General features: G+C 63.9%; 11 protein-coding genes and 1 pseudogene. 11 read left to right on the top strand and 1 reads right to left on the bottom strand.

The window, feature by feature from the left end; translation table 11 throughout:
• The first annotated feature begins 118 nt into the window (after positions 1 to 118).
• The 10 genes and pseudogenes from AC1DTQ_RS06175 to cobA all read left to right on the top strand — a co-directional run bounded on the left by AC1DTQ_RS06175 (position 119) and on the right by cobA (position 14,876).
• Complete coding sequence (locus tag AC1DTQ_RS06175) at positions 119 to 1,534, top strand: CmpA/NrtA family ABC transporter substrate-binding protein (RefSeq protein ID WP_477848646.1); 1,416 nt, start codon at positions 119 to 121, stop codon at positions 1,532 to 1,534.
• A gap of 11 nt (positions 1,535 to 1,545) precedes the next feature.
• Positions 1,546 to 2,577, top strand: coding sequence for an ABC transporter permease (locus tag AC1DTQ_RS06170; RefSeq protein ID WP_477848645.1), 1,032 nt, complete (start codon positions 1,546 to 1,548; stop codon positions 2,575 to 2,577).
• A gap of 4 nt (positions 2,578 to 2,581) precedes the next feature.
• Positions 2,582 to 4,288, top strand: coding sequence for an ABC transporter ATP-binding protein (locus tag AC1DTQ_RS06165; protein ID WP_477848644.1), 1,707 nt, complete (start codon positions 2,582 to 2,584; stop codon positions 4,286 to 4,288).
• A 52-nt stretch (positions 4,289 to 4,340) separates the two neighbouring features.
• Positions 4,341 to 5,546 (top strand): alginate export family protein, encoded by a 1,206-nt coding sequence (locus tag AC1DTQ_RS06160; protein ID WP_477848643.1) that lies wholly within the window; start codon positions 4,341 to 4,343, stop codon positions 5,544 to 5,546.
• A 961-nt stretch (positions 5,547 to 6,507) separates the two neighbouring features.
• Positions 6,508 to 7,674, top strand: coding sequence for a nitrate/nitrite transporter (locus AC1DTQ_RS06155; RefSeq protein ID WP_477849140.1), 1,167 nt, complete (start codon positions 6,508 to 6,510; stop codon positions 7,672 to 7,674).
• A 22-nt stretch (positions 7,675 to 7,696) separates the two neighbouring features.
• Positions 7,697 to 10,150 (top strand): nitrite reductase large subunit NirB, encoded by a 2,454-nt coding sequence (gene nirB / locus AC1DTQ_RS06150; protein WP_477848642.1) that lies wholly within the window; start codon positions 7,697 to 7,699, stop codon positions 10,148 to 10,150.
• A 19-nt stretch (positions 10,151 to 10,169) separates the two neighbouring features.
• Positions 10,170 to 10,568, top strand: a pseudogene (gene nirD, locus AC1DTQ_RS06145) (nitrite reductase small subunit NirD); the annotation flags it as partial.
• A gap of 36 nt (positions 10,569 to 10,604) precedes the next feature.
• Entirely contained in the window at positions 10,605 to 11,126 is a 522-nt protein-coding gene (locus tag AC1DTQ_RS06140; RefSeq protein ID WP_477849139.1) for a GNAT family N-acetyltransferase, read from the top strand.
• Positions 11,127 to 11,134: 8 nt separating this feature from the next.
• Positions 11,135 to 13,954 (top strand): nitrate reductase, encoded by a 2,820-nt coding sequence (locus AC1DTQ_RS06135; RefSeq protein ID WP_477848641.1) that lies wholly within the window; start codon positions 11,135 to 11,137, stop codon positions 13,952 to 13,954.
• Positions 13,955 to 14,084: 130 nt separating this feature from the next.
• Entirely contained in the window at positions 14,085 to 14,876 is a 792-nt protein-coding gene (gene cobA, locus AC1DTQ_RS06130; RefSeq protein WP_477848640.1) for a uroporphyrinogen-III C-methyltransferase, read from the top strand.
• A 36-nt stretch (positions 14,877 to 14,912) separates the two neighbouring features.
• Here the strand turns inward: cobA and AC1DTQ_RS06125 are convergent, their stop codons facing one another.
• Entirely contained in the window at positions 14,913 to 15,617 is a 705-nt protein-coding gene (locus AC1DTQ_RS06125) for a ComF family protein (RefSeq protein ID WP_477848639.1), read from the bottom strand.
• 61 nt (positions 15,618 to 15,678) lie between these two features.
• Between AC1DTQ_RS06125 and bioB the strand changes: the two genes are divergently transcribed.
• A complete protein-coding gene (gene bioB / locus AC1DTQ_RS06120) occupies positions 15,679 to 16,749 on the top strand; it encodes a biotin synthase BioB (protein ID WP_477848638.1) in 1,071 nt (356 codons plus the stop codon).
• Positions 16,750 to 16,752: the final 3 nt, after the last annotated feature.

Genomic DNA, 16,752 nt, shown 5'->3' with positions numbered 1-16,752 from the left:
CTATCGGAAAGAGGCCAACGGCGGCCTGCTTCCCGCACAGACAACGGCGTCTTTCCAGCGAAAGCTGGGGGGCGCCGTTTTTTTTTCAGCAGACGTTCTTCACGACGCGAGGCTCTACATGCACAGCAAATTCGTCTTCATCGCCAGTCTTGCCATGAGTTTGGCCGCGGCGTCGCTGATCACATCCTGCGGCTCGGACACCGCTTCGGCTCCGGTCGCCAAGCCTGCGGCCTCCGCCACGCCCTCGGCGGTCGAAAAACCCAATCTCAAGCTGGGCTTCATCAAACTGACCGATATGGCGCCGTTGGCCATTGCCAGGGAAAAAGGTTTTTTCGCCGAAGAAGGCCTGAACGTGGCGCTGGAGCCGCAGGCCAACTGGAAGGTGCTGCTGGACGGCGTGGCCGGCGGCCAGCTTGACGGCGCGCACATGCTGGCGGGCCACCCCATCGCCTCCGCGGCGGGAATCGGCTCGAAAGTGAAGATCATCGCGCCCTTGTCGCTCGACATAAACGGCAAGGGCGTGACGATTTCGAACCGCGTCTACGACCTGATCGCGCCGGGTCTGCCGAAGGGCGCGGACGGCAAGATCGTCCACCCGGTTTCCGCTGCCGCGCTCAAGCCGGTGGTCGCCAAGATGAAGGCACAGGGCAAGCCCTTCAAGATGGGCATGGTCTTCCCGGTCTCGACACACAACTACATCCTGCGCTACTGGTTGGCGGCCGGTGGTCTGAACCCCGGCTATTACCTGCCCGGCGATACCGCGGGCACCACCGGCGCGGAAGTCCAGCTTTCGGTCACGCCGCCGCCGCAGATGCCGGCAACGCTCGAGGCTGGCACCATTGACGGTTATTCGGTCGGTGAACCCTGGAACCAGGCCGCGGTGGCGAAGAAGATCGGTGTGCCGATCGTCGTCGATCCGGACATCGCCGGGCTGACCGGCGACAAGGTCTTCGGTCTGACCGAGGATTTCGCCAACAAGAACCCGAAGACCACCCAGGCCCTGCTGCGCGCGCTGATCCGCGCGGCCAAGTGGCTCGATGCCGACAACGGCAAGAACCGGGCCGAAGCGGTCAAGATTTTGGCTCAATCGAAATATGTCGGCGCGGACGAAAAGGTGCTGATGGCATCGATGACCGGCAAATTCACTTTTGGCGAAGGCGATACCCGCGACACGCCGCAGTTCAATCTGTTCTTCAGCCAATACGCCAGCTATCCCTATTACTCGGATGCCATCTGGTTCCTGACGCAGATGCGCCGCTGGGGACAGATCGCAGAAGCGAAGCCAGATCAGTGGTATTTCGACACCGCCAAGGCGGCATACCGTCCCGATCTGTACACCCAGGCCGCCCAATCGCTGATCGCCGACGGCAAGGCTGACCCGGCCGATTTCCCCCAGACCGATGGCTTCCGGGTTTATACCCAACCAGCGATCGATGGCGTGGCCTTCGATGCGAAGCAACCCGCCGCTTATGCCGCGGGCTTCGCCATTGGACTGAAGCCGGGCCAGACGGTTACGCCTGCTGGCGTCAAGTGAGGGCGGCTGTTATGACGGTCGCGACGTTAGTAAAAGACGATTTGGCGGCGACGAGCGCGGAAGTCGCGCCGCAGGTGGGGACGGTTGTTGTAAGTACAGCCGTTGCCAGCGCGGCTGCGGCGCTTGTCGGGGAGGAAGCCAAGCGCAAGCACCCGAAGCTGACAGTGAAGCTGCCGCTGGGCAGGGAGTTGTTCGACGCCACTTGGCCACCGTTGCTGGGAGTGCTTGCCTTCCTCGGCCTGTGGACAGCGCTGGCGCCGATGGTGCACACCTCGCTGGGCGCCCTGCCGGGTCCCGGCGATGTCTGGGAGGCGTTCAAGGGCCTGATGATCGAATACTCCGCCGCACGTGCCGATGCAGCAGCAGCGGTGGCCAGTGGCCAGCTCTATTCCGGGCCGCCGACGTTCATCGACCAGATCTTCACCTCGCTCAAGACGGTGGCCATGGGTGTCACTTTGGCCTCGCTGGTCGCCATTCCGTTGGGCCTGGTCGCCGGCATGTCGAAGCGGTTCAACGCGGCGATCAATCCGCTGGTACAGGTGATGCGTCCGATCAGCCCGCTCGCCTGGCTGCCGATCGTAACCATGGTGGTCTCGGCTTCGATCACCAGCGACGACCCGACCTTACCCAAGAGCTTCGTTATCTCCGCAATCGTGGTGATGATGTGCTCGCTCTGGCCGACGCTGATCAACACCGCCATCGGCACCGCCTCTATCGACAAGGACCTGCTCAACGTAGGTCGCGTCCTGCGCCTGACGTGGCGCACCAAGCTGACCAAACTGGTGTTGCCATCCGCGCTGCCGTACATCTTTACCGGCGTGCGCCTGTCGCTGGGCGTGGGCTGGATGGTGCTGATCGCGGCGGAAATGCTGGCGCAGAATCCCGGACTTGGAAAATTCGTCTGGGATGAGTTCCAGAACGGTAGCGAAAAATCGCTGTCGCGGATCATGGTGGCCGTCATTGTAATCGGCCTGATCGGGTTCGGTCTGGACCGCATCATGCTGGTGCTGCAGAAGCTGGTCGGCCGCGATGCGCGGAGTTGACGACATGAGTCCTGCGCCGATCCTGCAGCTGTGTGACGTCAGCAAAGCCTACGCCAGCCATGGCAAGTCGCAGGCTGTGTTGGGCGGGGTAAACCTGTCAGTCAACGAAGGCGAATTCATCGCCATCCTCGGCTTCTCCGGCACCGGCAAAACCACCCTGATTTCATTGCTGGCTGGCTTGATCCAACCCGACGGCGGTCAAATCCTGGTCAAAGGCGCGGTGTCGAATGGCCCCAGCGCCGAGCGTGGCCTGGTGTTCCAGTCTTACTCGCTGATGCCGTGGCTGAGCGTGGAAGGCAACGTCCGTCTGGCAGTCGATGCAGTGCATAAGGGCATGAATCGGGCAGAGCGGCGCGCACTGACCCGCGCCACTATCGACCTGGTGGGCCTTGCCCATGCGCGCGAACGCAAGCCCGCGCAATTGTCCGGCGGCATGCGCCAGCGCGTCGCCGTCGCCCGTGCGCTGGCCATGCGCCCGGAAATCCTGCTGCTGGATGAGCCGCTCTCGGCGCTGGACGCCCTGACCCGGGCACGCCTGCAAGACGAGATCGAGCGCATCCGCGGCCAGGAAAAACGCACCATCGTCCTGGTTACCAACGATGTGGATGAAGCCTTGTTGCTGGCCGATCGCATCGCGGTCCTGCAGCCCGATCCTGCCGGCAGCCATATCGGACACCTGTTCGAGGTGCCGCTGCAACGGCCGCGCGCGCGTGCCGAACTCAATCACGACCCTGCCTACACCGCGTTGCGCAACCGCATCGTCGCTTGTCTCGACGGCTTGAACCGCGCCCGCAATGCAACTGTCGACGCAGCCGGCGACACCGTCCTGTCCAAGACGGCCCTACCCAAGGTGCAGCCCATCCGGGTTACGCGCCTGCCCAAGGCCTATACCGAGGCAAGCCGTTCGGCGGTGCAGCGCCGCTATCTGGAACTGTTCAATGTCGGCAAGACCTATCCCACCGGCACCGGGCCGCTGACTGTCGTACAGAATTTCAATCTGATGATGGACCGCGGCGAATTCGTTTCGCTGATCGGCCATTCGGGTTGTGGGAAATCGACGGTGTTGAACATGGCGGCGGGACTGAGTTCCATTTCCGCCGGCGGCATCGTCCTGGACGGGCACGAAATCGACGGCGCCGGCCCGGACAAGGGCGTGGTGTTCCAAGCCCCCAGCCTGATGCCTTGGCTGAGCGCGCGCCAGAACGTGAGCATCGGTGTGGAACGGGTCTACCCGCATGCCAGCGCTGCCGAACGCAGCGACATCATCGAGTACTACCTGCAACGCGTCGGCCTGGGCGACAGCCTGCACAAGCTGGCGGCGGAGATGTCCAGCGGCATGCGCCAGCGCGTGGGCATTGCGCGGGCCTTCGCCCTGTCGCCGAAGCTTTTGTTGCTGGACGAGCCGTTCGGGATGCTCGACAGCCTCACCCGCTGGGATTTGCAGAACGTGCTGATGGAGGTATGGCAACGCACCCAGGTCACCGCCATCTGCGTCACCCACGACGTCGATGAAGCCATCTTGCTAGCGGACCGCGTAGTGATGATGAGCAATGGCCCCAATGCCACCATCGGCAAGATTCTCAAGATCGATCTGCCGCGGCCGCGCGACCGCAAGACGCTGCTGGAACATCCCAGGTTCTACGCCTATCGCGAAGAAGTCCTGCGGTTTCTCGCCGATTACGAGCATGGCGCCCATCTCGATGCCGCCTAAGCCCATTCGGAAAATCACCCACCCCACCCATGGCCATCATCGAGAGACCGGTATGAAAATAGCGTTTGCAATAACTAGTGGCCTACTGCTATCCGCCCCCGCATTCGCGGCCGAAACCACGATCAAACCCATCGTCGATCTGCGTCTGCGCCAGGAGAGCGTGGAGCAGACGGGTCTTGCCCGCGATGCAGAGGCGATCACCTTGCGTGCACGCGCAGGCGCGGAGATCAGCAACGGGGCATTCGCGTTCCTGGCCGAAGCGGAAGGGACAGTCGCAATCGACGAGCGCTACAACAGTGGGCTCAACGGCAAGACCGCCTACCCACTGGTGGCCGACCCCGAGAATCTTGAATTGAATCGGGTGCAAGTCCAGTACAGGGGATTCAGCAACACCGTGCTGACCGCAGGCCGTCAGCGCATCAATCTAGATGACCAACGTTTTGTCGGCGCGGCTGGCTGGCGCGACAACGAGCAGACATTCGACGCGGCGCGGGTGGAATGGACCGGCCCGGGCAAGTTGAAGCTGGATGCCAGCTACGCCTGGAGCGTACGCACGATCTGGGGGAAAGATGGGGTTGGTGCGCGCCAGCAGGCGATCGATGGCGACAATTTTCTGGGCAACCTCTCCTACCCGACCGCGTGGGGAACACTGAGCGCATTTTCCTATCTGATCGACCAGGACGAAGCGGCGGTGTCCGGGCGGCGATTGTCCAGCCAGACCTATGGTTTGCGCTTGGCAGGCGCCCGTCCGATCGCGGCCGCAAAATTGAACTACGCGCTCAGCTACGCCGGGCAAAGCGATTACCACGACAACCCGAACCACTATTCGGCCGAGTATTGGCTGGCCGATACCAGCGTGGACGTGGGCGCGTTGCGGTTGGGTGCCGGCTACGAGGTATTGGGAGCGGACACGGGGCTGGCGCTGACCAGCTTCCAGACGCCGCTGGCCACCGCGCACAAATTCCAGGGCTGGGCCGACAAATTCCTGACCACCCCTCCCAATGGCCTGCGCGACCAGTATTTTTCGCTTGGCTGGAATCGCAAGCAGTTCGGAAAACTCAGCAACGTGAGTTTGAATGCCGTCTGGCACCGGTTCGGCAGTGATCGCCTGTCGCAAGATTACGGCGATGAGCTGAATTTGATAGCGACCGCCAAGATCGGCAAGTTCAACCTGCTGGCCAAGCACGCCGATTATCGGGCCGACCAATTCGCCACCGACACGCGCAAGACGTGGTTACAGGTCGAGTGGTCTTACTGAAGCCATCGGCGGGCTTGCCCTATAGATCAGGCTCTATAGAGCAGGCAGCGTTTCGCGCGCGGGTCAGTTGCATGTGCACCTTCTCAGAAGAACCCTTCCCCCGTTTACGGGGGAAGGTGCCGAAGGCGGATGGGGGCGCTTTTAGCGCATTTCGTGAGAAGAGAGCAAAGCGTTTCGCGCGTTGCGCGAGTCACTTTTCTTTGAACGGCAAAGAAAAGTAACCAAAAGAAAGCCGCCCTACAGCGCGCCCAGCGATGAAGCCGCTGGGTCCGCAAGCAGGCCGGGAATTTCCGTAAGGCGCCTCCTGCGCCTCCGGAAACGGCGCATATCCCTGTGCGCCGCCCCTGCGGGGTTTATCCCGGCCCGCTTGCCGCGCCTCACGGGGCCGATAGGGCCAGAGCCAAAGCCAGAGCCGTGCGACACCAGCTTTTGCTTAATTGATGGATCGCCTTATAGATCAGGCTCAGAAATAGTTGAGCGGCTATAGCCGCTCCCACGATTCCCACTTCCACAACTCATGGGTCGGATCAATAAACCATAGCGGCTGCTGCACCGCACAACTGGTGTGCAATTGCACAATGGTTAGCACCAAATACGTGCGTTAGCGCCAGTCGAAGCGCGCCGCAGGCACGCCATTCCGCGAGTGTTTCGCGTCTAAGTAATTGATTATATAGTAATTTCAAAGAATCTCGTGACAACGCGAAAGGTTGGCACGGCGATTGCTCTTATATCCATGACGGCACAACGAAGTGTCGGCACCCCACATTTCGGTAAGCGGCCAACGGCGGCCCGCTTTCCGCACAGACAACGGCGTCTTTCCAGCAAAAGCTGGAAGCACGCCTTTTTTTTGCCCGGTCGGTAGGCGCCCTACCGAACCCCATCGTTGGCGGACCGCGCACCGGTCCGCGAGGAGGCATCACAGATGAATCGCTCGTTCTGGCAGGCCGGTCATACCCCCACCTTGTTGTCGGCGTTCCTGTATTTCGATTTGAGCTTCATGGTCTGGTATTTGCTGGGGCCGCTGCAGGTGCCCATCGCCACCGCGCTGCATCTGGACACCCAACAGCGCGCATTGATGGTGGCCGTGCCGATCCTGTGCGGCGCGGTGCTGCGTTTGTTCATGGGCATGGCGGCCGACCGCATCGGCGCACGCCGCGCCGGCCTGATCGCGCAGGCGATCGTGATCGCGACGCTGCTGGTGGCATGGCGATTGGGCGTGCACAGCTTCGGCCAGGTGCTGTTGCTGGGCATGTTCTTGGGCGTGGCCGGCGGTTCGTTCGCCATCGCCTTGCCCTTGGCCTCGCGCTGGTATCCGCCGGAGCATCAGGGCACTGCGATGGGCATCGCCGGCGCCGGTAATTCGGGCACGGTATTGGCTGCGCTGTTCGCGCCGGTACTGGCGATCGCCTTCGGCTGGCACAACGTATTCGGCCTGGCCTGTCTGCCATTGATCGTAGTGCTACTGGTCTTCGCCGCATGCGCCCGCGATGCACCGCTGCCGGTGCAGCGAAAGACCTTGCGCGACTACGGCAAGGTATTGGTGGGCAACCGTGACTCGTGGTGGTTCATGCTGTTCTACGCGATCACCTTCGGCGGCTTCGCCGGTTTCGCTAGCGCTCTGCCGGGTTATTTCCACGACCAGTTTGGTTTCGATTCCAGGATCGCCGGTTGGGCCACGGCCGCCTGCGTGCTGGCCGGTTCGGTGATGCGGCCGGTTGGCGGCGTCATTGCCGATCGCATCGGCGGTACTCGCAGTCTGCTGATGATCTATCTGGCAGCGTCGGTGCTGGTGGCGGTCGCGGGTTTTGGTTTGGGCGGACCCGTTGGCACGGTGGCGCTATTCGTACTGACCATGTTGTGTCTGGGCGCGGGCAATGGCGCGGTGTTCCAGTTGGTGCCGCAGCGCTTCGGCGCCGAGATCGGAGTGATGACCGGCCTGATCGGCATGGCGGGCGGCATCGGCGGTTTCCTGCTGGCGGCCGGCTTGGGCGTGATCAAACAGCACACCGGCAGTTATGCGCTGGGTCTGTGGCTGTTCGCCGGCGTCGCTCTGCTGGCCTGGGTCAGCTTGCGCGGGATCAAGCATCACTGGCGCAGCCAGTGGACCGCCGGCACCGCGAGAGTCTGAGGAACCACCCATGGGAGCACCGATGAAAAAGCCCAGACTCGTCGTCGTCGGCAACGGCATGGCCGGCATCCGCACGCTGGAGGAGTTGTTCAAGCTGGTGCCGGACATGTACGACGTCACCGTCTTCGGCGCCGAACCGCATCCTAACTACAACCGCATCCTGCTCTCGCCGGTGCTGGCCGGCGAGCAGGAGTTCGAACACATCGTGCTCAACTCGCTGGACTGGTACGCCGAAAACGGCATCCGGCTGCACCTGGGCAAGGAGGTCATCCGTATCGACCGCGTGCACCGCAAGGTGATCGCCGGCGACGGCACCGAAGCCGAATACGACCGCCTGTTGCTGGCGACCGGTTCATTGCCGCTGATCCTGCCAGTGCCAGGGAAGGATCTGAAGGGCGTCATCAGCTACCGCGACATCTTCGATACCCAGACCATGATCGACACGGCCAAGGTCAAGCGCCATGCGGTGGTGATCGGCGGCGGCCTCCTGGGTTTGGAGGCCGCCAACGGTTTGAAGTTGCGCGGCATGGAAGTGACCGTGGTGCATCTGGCAGGCTGGCTGTTGGAACGCCAGCTTGATCCGGTCGCCGCAGGGCTGCTGGAGAAATCGCTGCGCGAACGCGGGCTGGCGTTCCGCCTCAACACTTCCACCACCGAGATCCTCGGCAACGCCGCCGGCGAAGTGGCGGGAGTGCGCTTTTCCGACGGCAGCGAGCTGCCGGCCGATCTGGTGGTGATGGCCGCCGGCATTCGTCCCAATACGCAATTGGCGCAGGAGGCGGGGCTGTACTGCAATCGCGGCATCGTGGTCAGCGATGGTCTGCAGACCTACGACCCGCGCGTGTACGCGGTGGGCGAATGCGCCAGCCACCGCGGCATCGCCTACGGACTGGTGGCGCCGTTGTTCGAGCAGGCCAAGATCTGCGCCAATCATTTGGCCCACTACGGCATCGGTATCTACCAGGGTTCGGTGTCTTCTACCAAGCTCAAGGTCACCGGTATCGATCTGTTTTCCGCCGGCAATTTCATGGGCGGCGAAGGCACCGAGGAAATCGTGCTGTCCGACCCGGCTGGCGGCGTCTACAAGAAGCTGGTGATCCAGGACGAAAAACTGGTCGGCGCCTGCCTTTACGGCGACACCGCCGACGGCGGTTGGTACTTCAAGCTGCTCAAGGACGGTCGCAAGATCGACGACCTGCGCGACCAGCTGATGTTCGGCGAAAGCGCGATCGGCGATGCCGGTCATTCCGGCCATAACCGGGCGATCAGCATGCAGGACAGCGACGAAGTCTGCGGCTGCAACGGGGTGTGCAAGGGCACCATCGTCAAGGCGATCACCGGCAGCGGTCTGTTCACCCTGGACGAGGTGAAGAAACACACCAAGGCCTCCAGTTCGTGCGGCTCGTGCACCGGTCTGGTCGAGCAGATCCTGATGAATACGCTGGGATCGAGCTTTCAGCAAACACCAAAAACCAAGGCGGTGTGCGAATGCACCAGCTATGCGCACGGCGAAGTGCGTAAAGCGATCCGCGAACATCACCTGCTGACCCATCGCGAGGCATACGACTTCCTTGAATGGCGCACGCCCAACGGCTGCGCCACCTGTCGTCCGGCGATCAACTATTACCTGCTCTCGACCTGGCCGCGCGAAGCGGTGGACGATCCGCAGTCCCGCTTCATCAACGAACGCGCGCACGCCAACATCCAGAAGGACGGCACTTTCTCGGTGATTCCGCAGATGAAAGGCGGGGTGACCAATGCCTCCGAGTTGCGCCGCATCGCCGATGTCGCCGACAAGTACGCGGTGCCGATGCTCAAGGTCACCGGCGGTCAGCGCATCGATCTTCTGGGAATCAAGAAAGAAGACCTGGTGGAGGTGTGGAAGGACCTGGGCATGCAGTCCGGGCACGCCTACGGCAAATCCATCCGCACGGTGAAGACCTGCGTAGGCAGTGAGTTCTGCCGCTTCGGCACACAGAACAGCACGCAGATGGGCATCGATCTGGAAACCATGCTGGCCAACATGTGGAGTCCGCATAAGGTCAAGCTGGCGGTGTCCGGCTGCCCGCGCAATTGCGCCGAATCCGGCATCAAGGACGTAGGCATCATCGCGGTGGATTCGGGTTGGGAAATCCATGTCGGCGGCAACGGCGGCATCAAGACCGAAGTGGCGCAGTTCCTGGTCAAGGTGAAAACCAGCGACGAGGTACGCGAATACACCGGCGCCTTCCTGCAGCTGTATCGCGAGGAAGCTTATTACCTGGACCGCACCGTGCATTACATCGCGCGGGTCGGGCTGGATTACATCCGCCAGCGCGTGGTCGACGATGCCGACAACCGCAAGGCGCTGCACGAACGCCTGTTGTTCGCGCTGGAAGGGCTGTCCGATCCGTGGGCGGCGCGCATCGCCGGCGCGCAGCGGCATGAGTTCCAGCCGCTCAAGTTGAAAATGCTGGCCGACCCGGTGGAGGCCTGAGCCCGTGTCTGCATCGAATATGTCCGCATCGACCATACCCATTTCAAGCACGCCTGCCTCAAGTGCAGCCGCATCCGGCTGGGTAGAAGTGTGCAGGCTCGACGACATCCCGGCGCTCGGTGCGCGCGTGTTGGAAAGGGACGGTGGCGACAACATCGCCCTGTTCCGTACCGCCAGCGGCAACGTGTTCGCTTTGCGCGATCGTTGTCCGCACAAGGGCGGGCCGCTGTCGCAGGGCATCGTCGCTGGGGAAACGGTGACCTGTCCGTTGCACAGCTGGAATCTGAGCCTGGATAGCGGCGAGGCGCGCGCGCCGGACGTGGGCTGCGTGACGACTTATCCGGTGCGGGTGGAGGACGGCGTGGTGTGGCTTTCGCCGGGACTCAGGCCCACTGAAATCCACGCCAGCCCTGGTATAGATTGCAATGCCTCGTCGTCGGCCACTGCGGTGCCAATGGAAAGTGGCCTTGATATTCGGATCGACGATCTGAAAGGTCAGGAGGTTCTTGCGTTGCTGCAGGAGCACCTCGGCTCGATGGAGCACACCGCCCCGGCGGAAAGTCGCCATGCCTTGGATCTGGCTGGCCTGCGCGACCCCGGCATCACTTTCTGGAGCATTTGGGACGGTCCGGCGCTGGCTGGATTCGGCGCGCTCAAGCACATGACGGACGTGCACGCCGAGATCAAATCCATGCGCACCGCCAGCTCCCACCTGCGGCGAGGGGTGGCATCGAAAATGCTGCAACACCTTATTCAAGAAGCCACCACCCGCGGCTACTCAAGACTGAGCCTGGAAACGGGGTCAATGGAATTCTTCGAGGCCGCGCGGCGCTTGTACGCCTCCTTTGGTTTCACTTCGTGCCTGCCTTTCGGCAACTACACGGCAGACCCCAATAGCGTGTTCATGACTCTGGATATCGCTGGGTTGGCGCCAGACGATTCATTCGATCCGAAGCCGCCTCGCGGCGTGACCTGAAGCAGACGATGGACGGCGATACGCGCACACCCACGTCGTCTTCGCCTGCCGCAGCCCTGCGGCGCACGCGCACGCGTTCCACCTGCTGCTATTGCGGAGTCGGTTGCGGCGTGCTGATCGATGCCGAACACGATACGCGCGGCAGTCGAATCACCGGCATCGCCGGCGATCCGGAGCATCCGGCCAACTTTGGCCGCCTGTGCACCAAGGGTCTCAATCTGCCGCAGACCACGCGCGAGACCACCGGCCGCGCGCTGGCGCCGCAACTGCGCCGCCTGCGTGGCGATGTCCGCCGCGACGTGGACTGGGGCGTGGCGTTGGACACAGTGGCCGAGCGCTTCGCCAGCATCGTCGCCGAGCACGGTCCTGATGCGGTGGCGTTCTATCTGTCCGGGCAGTTGCTGACCGAGGACTACTACGTCTTCAACAAGTTGGCCAAAGGCCTGATCGGCACCAACAACATCGACACCAATTCGCGTCTGTGCATGTCCAGCACGGTTTCCGGCTACAAGCTGGCGCTGGGCGCCGACGGTCCGCCGACCTGCTACGACGATCTGGAACAGGCGCGCACCGTGCTGTTTGCCGGCAGCAACATGGCCTATGCGCATCCAGTGCTGTTCCGCCGCTTGGAAGCGGCGCGCGAAGCGCATCCGGAAACCAAGTGGATCGTGATCGATCCGCGCCGCACCGATACCGCCGCCATGGCCGACCTGCACCTAGCACTGCAGCCGGGCACCGACGTGGCCTTGTTCAACGGCATGCTCCATCACCTGATCTGGGAAGGTCTGATCGACCCCGATTACATCGACGCGCACACCGAAGGCTTCCAACCGCTGAAGCAGATGCTGCGCGAATACACGCCGCGTTTCGTCGCCGATCTGTGCGGCGTGCCGGCCGAAGACATCGTCCAGGCCGCCGAATGGTTCGGCCGCAGTCCGGCCGCGCTGTCGCTGTACTGCATGGGCCTCAACCAATCCAGTCACGGTACCGACAAGAACCTGGCGTTGATCCAGCTGCATCTGGCCACCGCGCAGATCGGTAAACCCGGAGCCGGGCCGTTCTCGCTGACCGGACAGCCCAATGCGATGGGTGGGCGCGAAGTGGGCGGCATGGCGACCATGCTGGCGGCGCACCGCGAGATCGCCGATCCCGAGCATCGCGCCGAACTCGAACGCCTGTGGAAGCTACCTGCGCAGGTCCTGTCCGATCGCCCCGGCCTGCCGGCGGTCGCGTTATTCGACGCTTTGCGCAGCGGCAAAGTCAAAGCGGTATGGATCGCCTGTACCAACCCGGTGCACTCGATGCCCGATATCAATCTGGTGCGCGAGGCGCTGGGCAAGGCCGAGTTCGTGGTGGTGCAGGAGGCCTTCCTCAACACCGATACCGTGCCCTACGCAGACGTGCTGCTGCCAGCGACCAGCTGGGGCGAGAAGGAAGGCACGGTGACCAATTCCGAACGCCGCATCTCGCGAGTGCGCGCCGCGCTGCCCGCGCCGGGCGAGGCGAGGGCGGACTGGTGGATCGCCAATGAAGTAGCGCGACGCATCGAAGCGCGACTGGCGCCGCCGGGTGCGGCGCCGCTCTTCGAGTTCGCCGATACCGAAGCGGTATTCGACGAACATCGCCGCCTGACCGTGGGACGCGATCTCGACATCGGCGGCCTGGACTATGCGTTGCTGGAAACCCAAGGTCCGCAGCAGTGGCCGTTTCCAACGGGCGCGAGCGAAGGTCAAGCGCGGCGCTACGGCGACGGCGTGTTCGCCACCACTAATGGTCGTGCGCGTTTTCACGCCACCGCTTACAAGCCGGTAGCCGAGCCGATTTCGGCGCGTTTTCCGCTGCGTCTGCTGACCGGCCGCCTGCGCGACCAATGGCATGGCATGAGCCGCAGCGGCCGTGCGCCGGGATTGTTCGCGCACGCGCCGGAGCCGACGCTGAGCATGCATCCCGATGACGCCACCCGCCGCGGCTTGAGCGCCGGCGATCTGGTGCGCGTGACCAACAAGCGCGGCGAACTGCTGCTGCCGCTGGCGGTGTCCGATGAAGTGGGTTCGGGCACGGTGTTCGCGGCGATGCATTGGAGCGGACAGTTCCTGGCCAGCGGCGGCATCAATGAAGTCAGCAACGGCGCGGTCGATCCCAAATCGTTCCAGCCAGAACTCAAGCACGCGGCGGTGCGGGTGGAGAAAGCGACTTTCGCTTGGAATCTGCTGGCCGCACGGCGTGGCGATGCGCTCGCGCTGCAAATCGCGGTGCAGCCGCTGCTGCGCGAATGCGCGTTCGCTTCCCTCACCCTGCGCGCCGATGCCGATCCGGACTCGGGACAGGCCTGGCTGGTGTTGCGCGCCGCGGCCGAAACCGCACCGCCACAGTGGTTGCAGCGTCTGGCCGAGGTGTTGCAACTGCAACCCGGCGAACACGTGCTGGAGTACCGCGACGCGCGACGCGGCCTACTCAAACGAGTCGGCTGGGGCAGCGACGCGCATAACGATCGAATCGAAGGAATGCTGTTGGCCGGCGGCCAGCGCGACCCAGCCAGCGAGGCGCTATTGGACATCGCGCTGGCCGGCACGGCGTGGACCGGCTCGCGGCTGGCGGTGTTCACCCAGCGGCTGGCAAGCGCAGCGCGCGATGCGCTGGTCTGCCAGTGCATGCAGGTCAAAGAATCCTCCATCCGCGCCGCGATCGCCCAAGGCGCCGATGTGGACGAACTGAAAAAACGCCTGGGTTGCGGCAGCATCTGCGGTTCCTGCGTGCCGCAGCTGATGCGCATGTGCCGCGAAACGGGCAATGCGGTCGCGTCCACGCAGGGAGGCCTGATTCAGTGACCACTTTTTTTGAACAGCGGGTAGGTCGGGGTTGCGTCCCCGACGTGCGCAGCGGGAGGGCTTCCGTGCGTCGGGGGCGTAGCCCCGACCTACCCGCGTATGGCGACGATCTTTTCGGAGTATCGAACTAATGAATACGAATCACGACGCCGCGAATGCCGACCCGCGCGGCGGCAAGGTCAGTCTGGTGTCGGCCGGGCCGGGCGATCTGGAATTGCTGACGATAAAAGCGGCCAGAACGCTGGCGACCGCGGACGTGCTGATGCTGGACGACCTGGTCGATCCGCAGATCGTGTCGCTGGCGCCCCTGGCGCGGGTGATTCGCGTGGGCAAGCGCGGCGGTTGCCGCTCCACCCCGCAGGCGTTCATCTGCCGGTTGATGCGCCGCTACGCGCAACGCGGCGCGCACGTGGTCCGCGTCAAGGGCGGCGATGCGCTGTTGTTCGGCCGCGCCGGCGAGGAAATCGGCTTCCTGCGAAAGTCCGGCATCGAAGTGGTCATCGTCAACGGCATCAGTTCCGGTTTCGCCGCCGCAGCGGCCTTGGGCGTTTCCCTGACCCATCGCGATCACTGCCGCGGCGTCACCTTCGTCACCGCCCATGCGCAGGATCACAGCGAGCCGGACTGGGCGGCCTTGGCCGCCACCGGCACCACGTTGGCGATCTACATGGGAATGGACCGGCTGGAATCGCTCAGCGCAGCTTTGTTGATGCATCTGCCAGCGCATACGCCGGCCGCGGTGGTGCAGGCGGCCAGCCAGCCGGAGGAGGCGCGCCTGCTAACGACCCTGGGCCGATTGGCCGCCGACGCCCGCCACGCCGGATTGGGCAGTCCGGGCGTAATCCTGATTGGAGCGGCTCTGGCCGAAGCGGCGGCTCCTGCACTGCAACCTTCGCTTTTGCTGGCGGAGGCGTATGGCTGAGCTCTCGAAGTTGACAATCCCCGCCTGCGGCGCGAGTTAAGGCACCCGCGCGCAAACCCACGCATCCACGCGCGCCACGCCTGCGCGCCGCAAACGCTTTGCCGCCGCTTCCAGCGTTGCGCCCGTGGTCATCACATCGTCGACCAGCGCCACGTGATCCGGTAACGCCGCGTCGGCACGGACTTCGAACGCGCGGCGCAGGTTGCGCTGGCGGGCAGCGGCATCCAATTCGGATTGCGGCGCGGTGGCGCGGGTGCGGATCAGCACCTCCGACAACAGAGGAACCTGCAATGCACGGGCCAGGGGTTTGGCAAGTTCCAGCGCCTGGTCGTAGCCGCGCTGGCGCAAACGGGCGTCGTGCAGCGGCACGGGCACCAATGCCGAAGGCTTGGGCAGCCCGGAGACGCCTTCGAGCATGAGCTCGGACAGCAATCGTCCCGCGGCCAGATCGTTATGGAACTTGAAGCGGGGCACCAGCCGGTCCAGCGGAAACCCATACACGAACACAGCATGGGTTTCGGCCAGTGGCGGCGGACGCTGCAGGCAGGCGCCACAGGTGCCTGGAGCGTGCAGTGGCAAGGCGCAGCGCAAGCAGGCGCTTCGATTCCAGGGCAGGGCCTCGGTGCAGGCCCGGCACAGATCCCGACCGTCCACGCCGCCTTCGCCGCACAGCAGACAGCGCGGCGCGAAGACCACGCGGGTGGCCTTGCGCAGCCACTCGTCAACTTTTAAAGCATCCATGCGGTTGACAGCCTTGCTTCCGGTTTTCAGACTGCCAGGACTTTAACGCCGCGAGGCCCTGATGTCCGCTCCCGCCAATCTCGCCACGAGCCCTCTCCGCCACGACTGGCAAGCCGCCGAATTGCTGGCCCTGTTCGACCTGCCGTTTCCGGAACTGCTGCACCGCGCCGCCAGCGTGCACCGGCAGCACTTCGACCCGGCCGAGGTCCAGGTGTCCACCCTGCTGTCGGTCAAGACCGGCGGCTGCCCGGAAGACTGCGCCTACTGTCCGCAGGCCCAGCGCTACCACACCGGCGTCGATGCGCAGAAGCTGATGAGCACCGAGGCGGTGCTGGAAAAGGCCAGACAGGCCAAGGCCGCCGGCGCCTCGCGCTTCTGCATGGGCGCGGCCTGGCGTTCGCCTAAGGACCGCGACATCCCCAAGGTCGCGGCCATGATCCGCGAAGTGAAGGCGCTGGGGCTGGAAACCTGCGCCACCCTGGGCATGCTCAGCGCCCCGCAGGCCGATGCGCTGAAGTCGGCCGGGCTGGATTACTACAACCACAACCTGGACACCGCGCCGGACTTCTACGGCGAGATCATCCATACCCGCGAATACCAGGATCGCCTGGACACGCTGGAACACGTCCGCGATGCCGGCATGAAGACCTGCTGCGGCGGCATCGTCGGCATGGGCGAATCGCGAGCCCAGCGCGCCGGCCTGCTGTTGGCGCTGGCCAACCTGCCGGCGCATCCGGATTCGGTGCCGATCAACCGCTTGGTCCAGGTGGAAGGCACGCCGCTGCACGGTACCGCCGAACTGGATCCCTTCGAATTCGTGCGCACCATCGCAATCGCGCGCATCACCATGCCTCACTCTATGGTCAGATTGTCGGCTGGTCGCGAATCCATGAGCGACGAGCTGCAGGCGCTGTGCTTCGCCGCCGGCGCCAATTCGATCTTCTACGGGGAAAAACTGTTGACCACCGGCAACCCGGACGTGGAACGCGACCAGGCGCTGTTCGCGCGCCTCGGTCTGCGGCCCATGCCGGTGGAGCCAGCCATGCCAGCGCCAGGGGGAACCGTGCATGCCGATATCGTCGAAACCACCTTCAACAACAACGCTGACCACGCCTGCGGACGCGCCGCCTAAACC

It is taken from the genome of Pseudoxanthomonas sp. P4_B2, from assembly GCF_056402315.1.
Note: the sequence above shows the minus strand (reverse complement) of the source record. Positions and strands in the feature narration are given on the sequence as shown.

Bases quoted from the DNA above. Each gene is read 5' to 3' on its own strand.
- AC1DTQ_RS06175 (WP_477848646.1), top strand. From the start codon at position 119: ATGCACAGCAAATTCGTCTTCATCGCCAGTCTTGCCATGAGTTTGGCC.
- AC1DTQ_RS06170 (WP_477848645.1), top strand. From the start codon at position 1,546: ATGACGGTCGCGACGTTAGTAAAAGACGATTTGGCGGCGACGAGCGCG.
- AC1DTQ_RS06165 (WP_477848644.1), top strand. From the start codon at position 2,582: ATGAGTCCTGCGCCGATCCTGCAGCTGTGTGACGTCAGCAAAGCCTAC.
- AC1DTQ_RS06160 (WP_477848643.1), top strand. From the start codon at position 4,341: ATGAAAATAGCGTTTGCAATAACTAGTGGCCTACTGCTATCCGCCCCC.
- nirB (WP_477848642.1), top strand. From the start codon at position 7,697: ATGAAAAAGCCCAGACTCGTCGTCGTCGGCAACGGCATGGCCGGCATC.
- AC1DTQ_RS06140 (WP_477849139.1), top strand. From the start codon at position 10,605: ATGGAAAGTGGCCTTGATATTCGGATCGACGATCTGAAAGGTCAGGAG.
- AC1DTQ_RS06135 (WP_477848641.1), top strand. From the start codon at position 11,135: ATGGACGGCGATACGCGCACACCCACGTCGTCTTCGCCTGCCGCAGCC.
- cobA (WP_477848640.1), top strand. From the start codon at position 14,085: ATGAATACGAATCACGACGCCGCGAATGCCGACCCGCGCGGCGGCAAG.
- AC1DTQ_RS06125 (WP_477848639.1), bottom strand. From the start codon at position 15,617: ATGGATGCTTTAAAAGTTGACGAGTGGCTGCGCAAGGCCACCCGCGTG.
- bioB (WP_477848638.1), top strand. From the start codon at position 15,679: ATGTCCGCTCCCGCCAATCTCGCCACGAGCCCTCTCCGCCACGACTGG.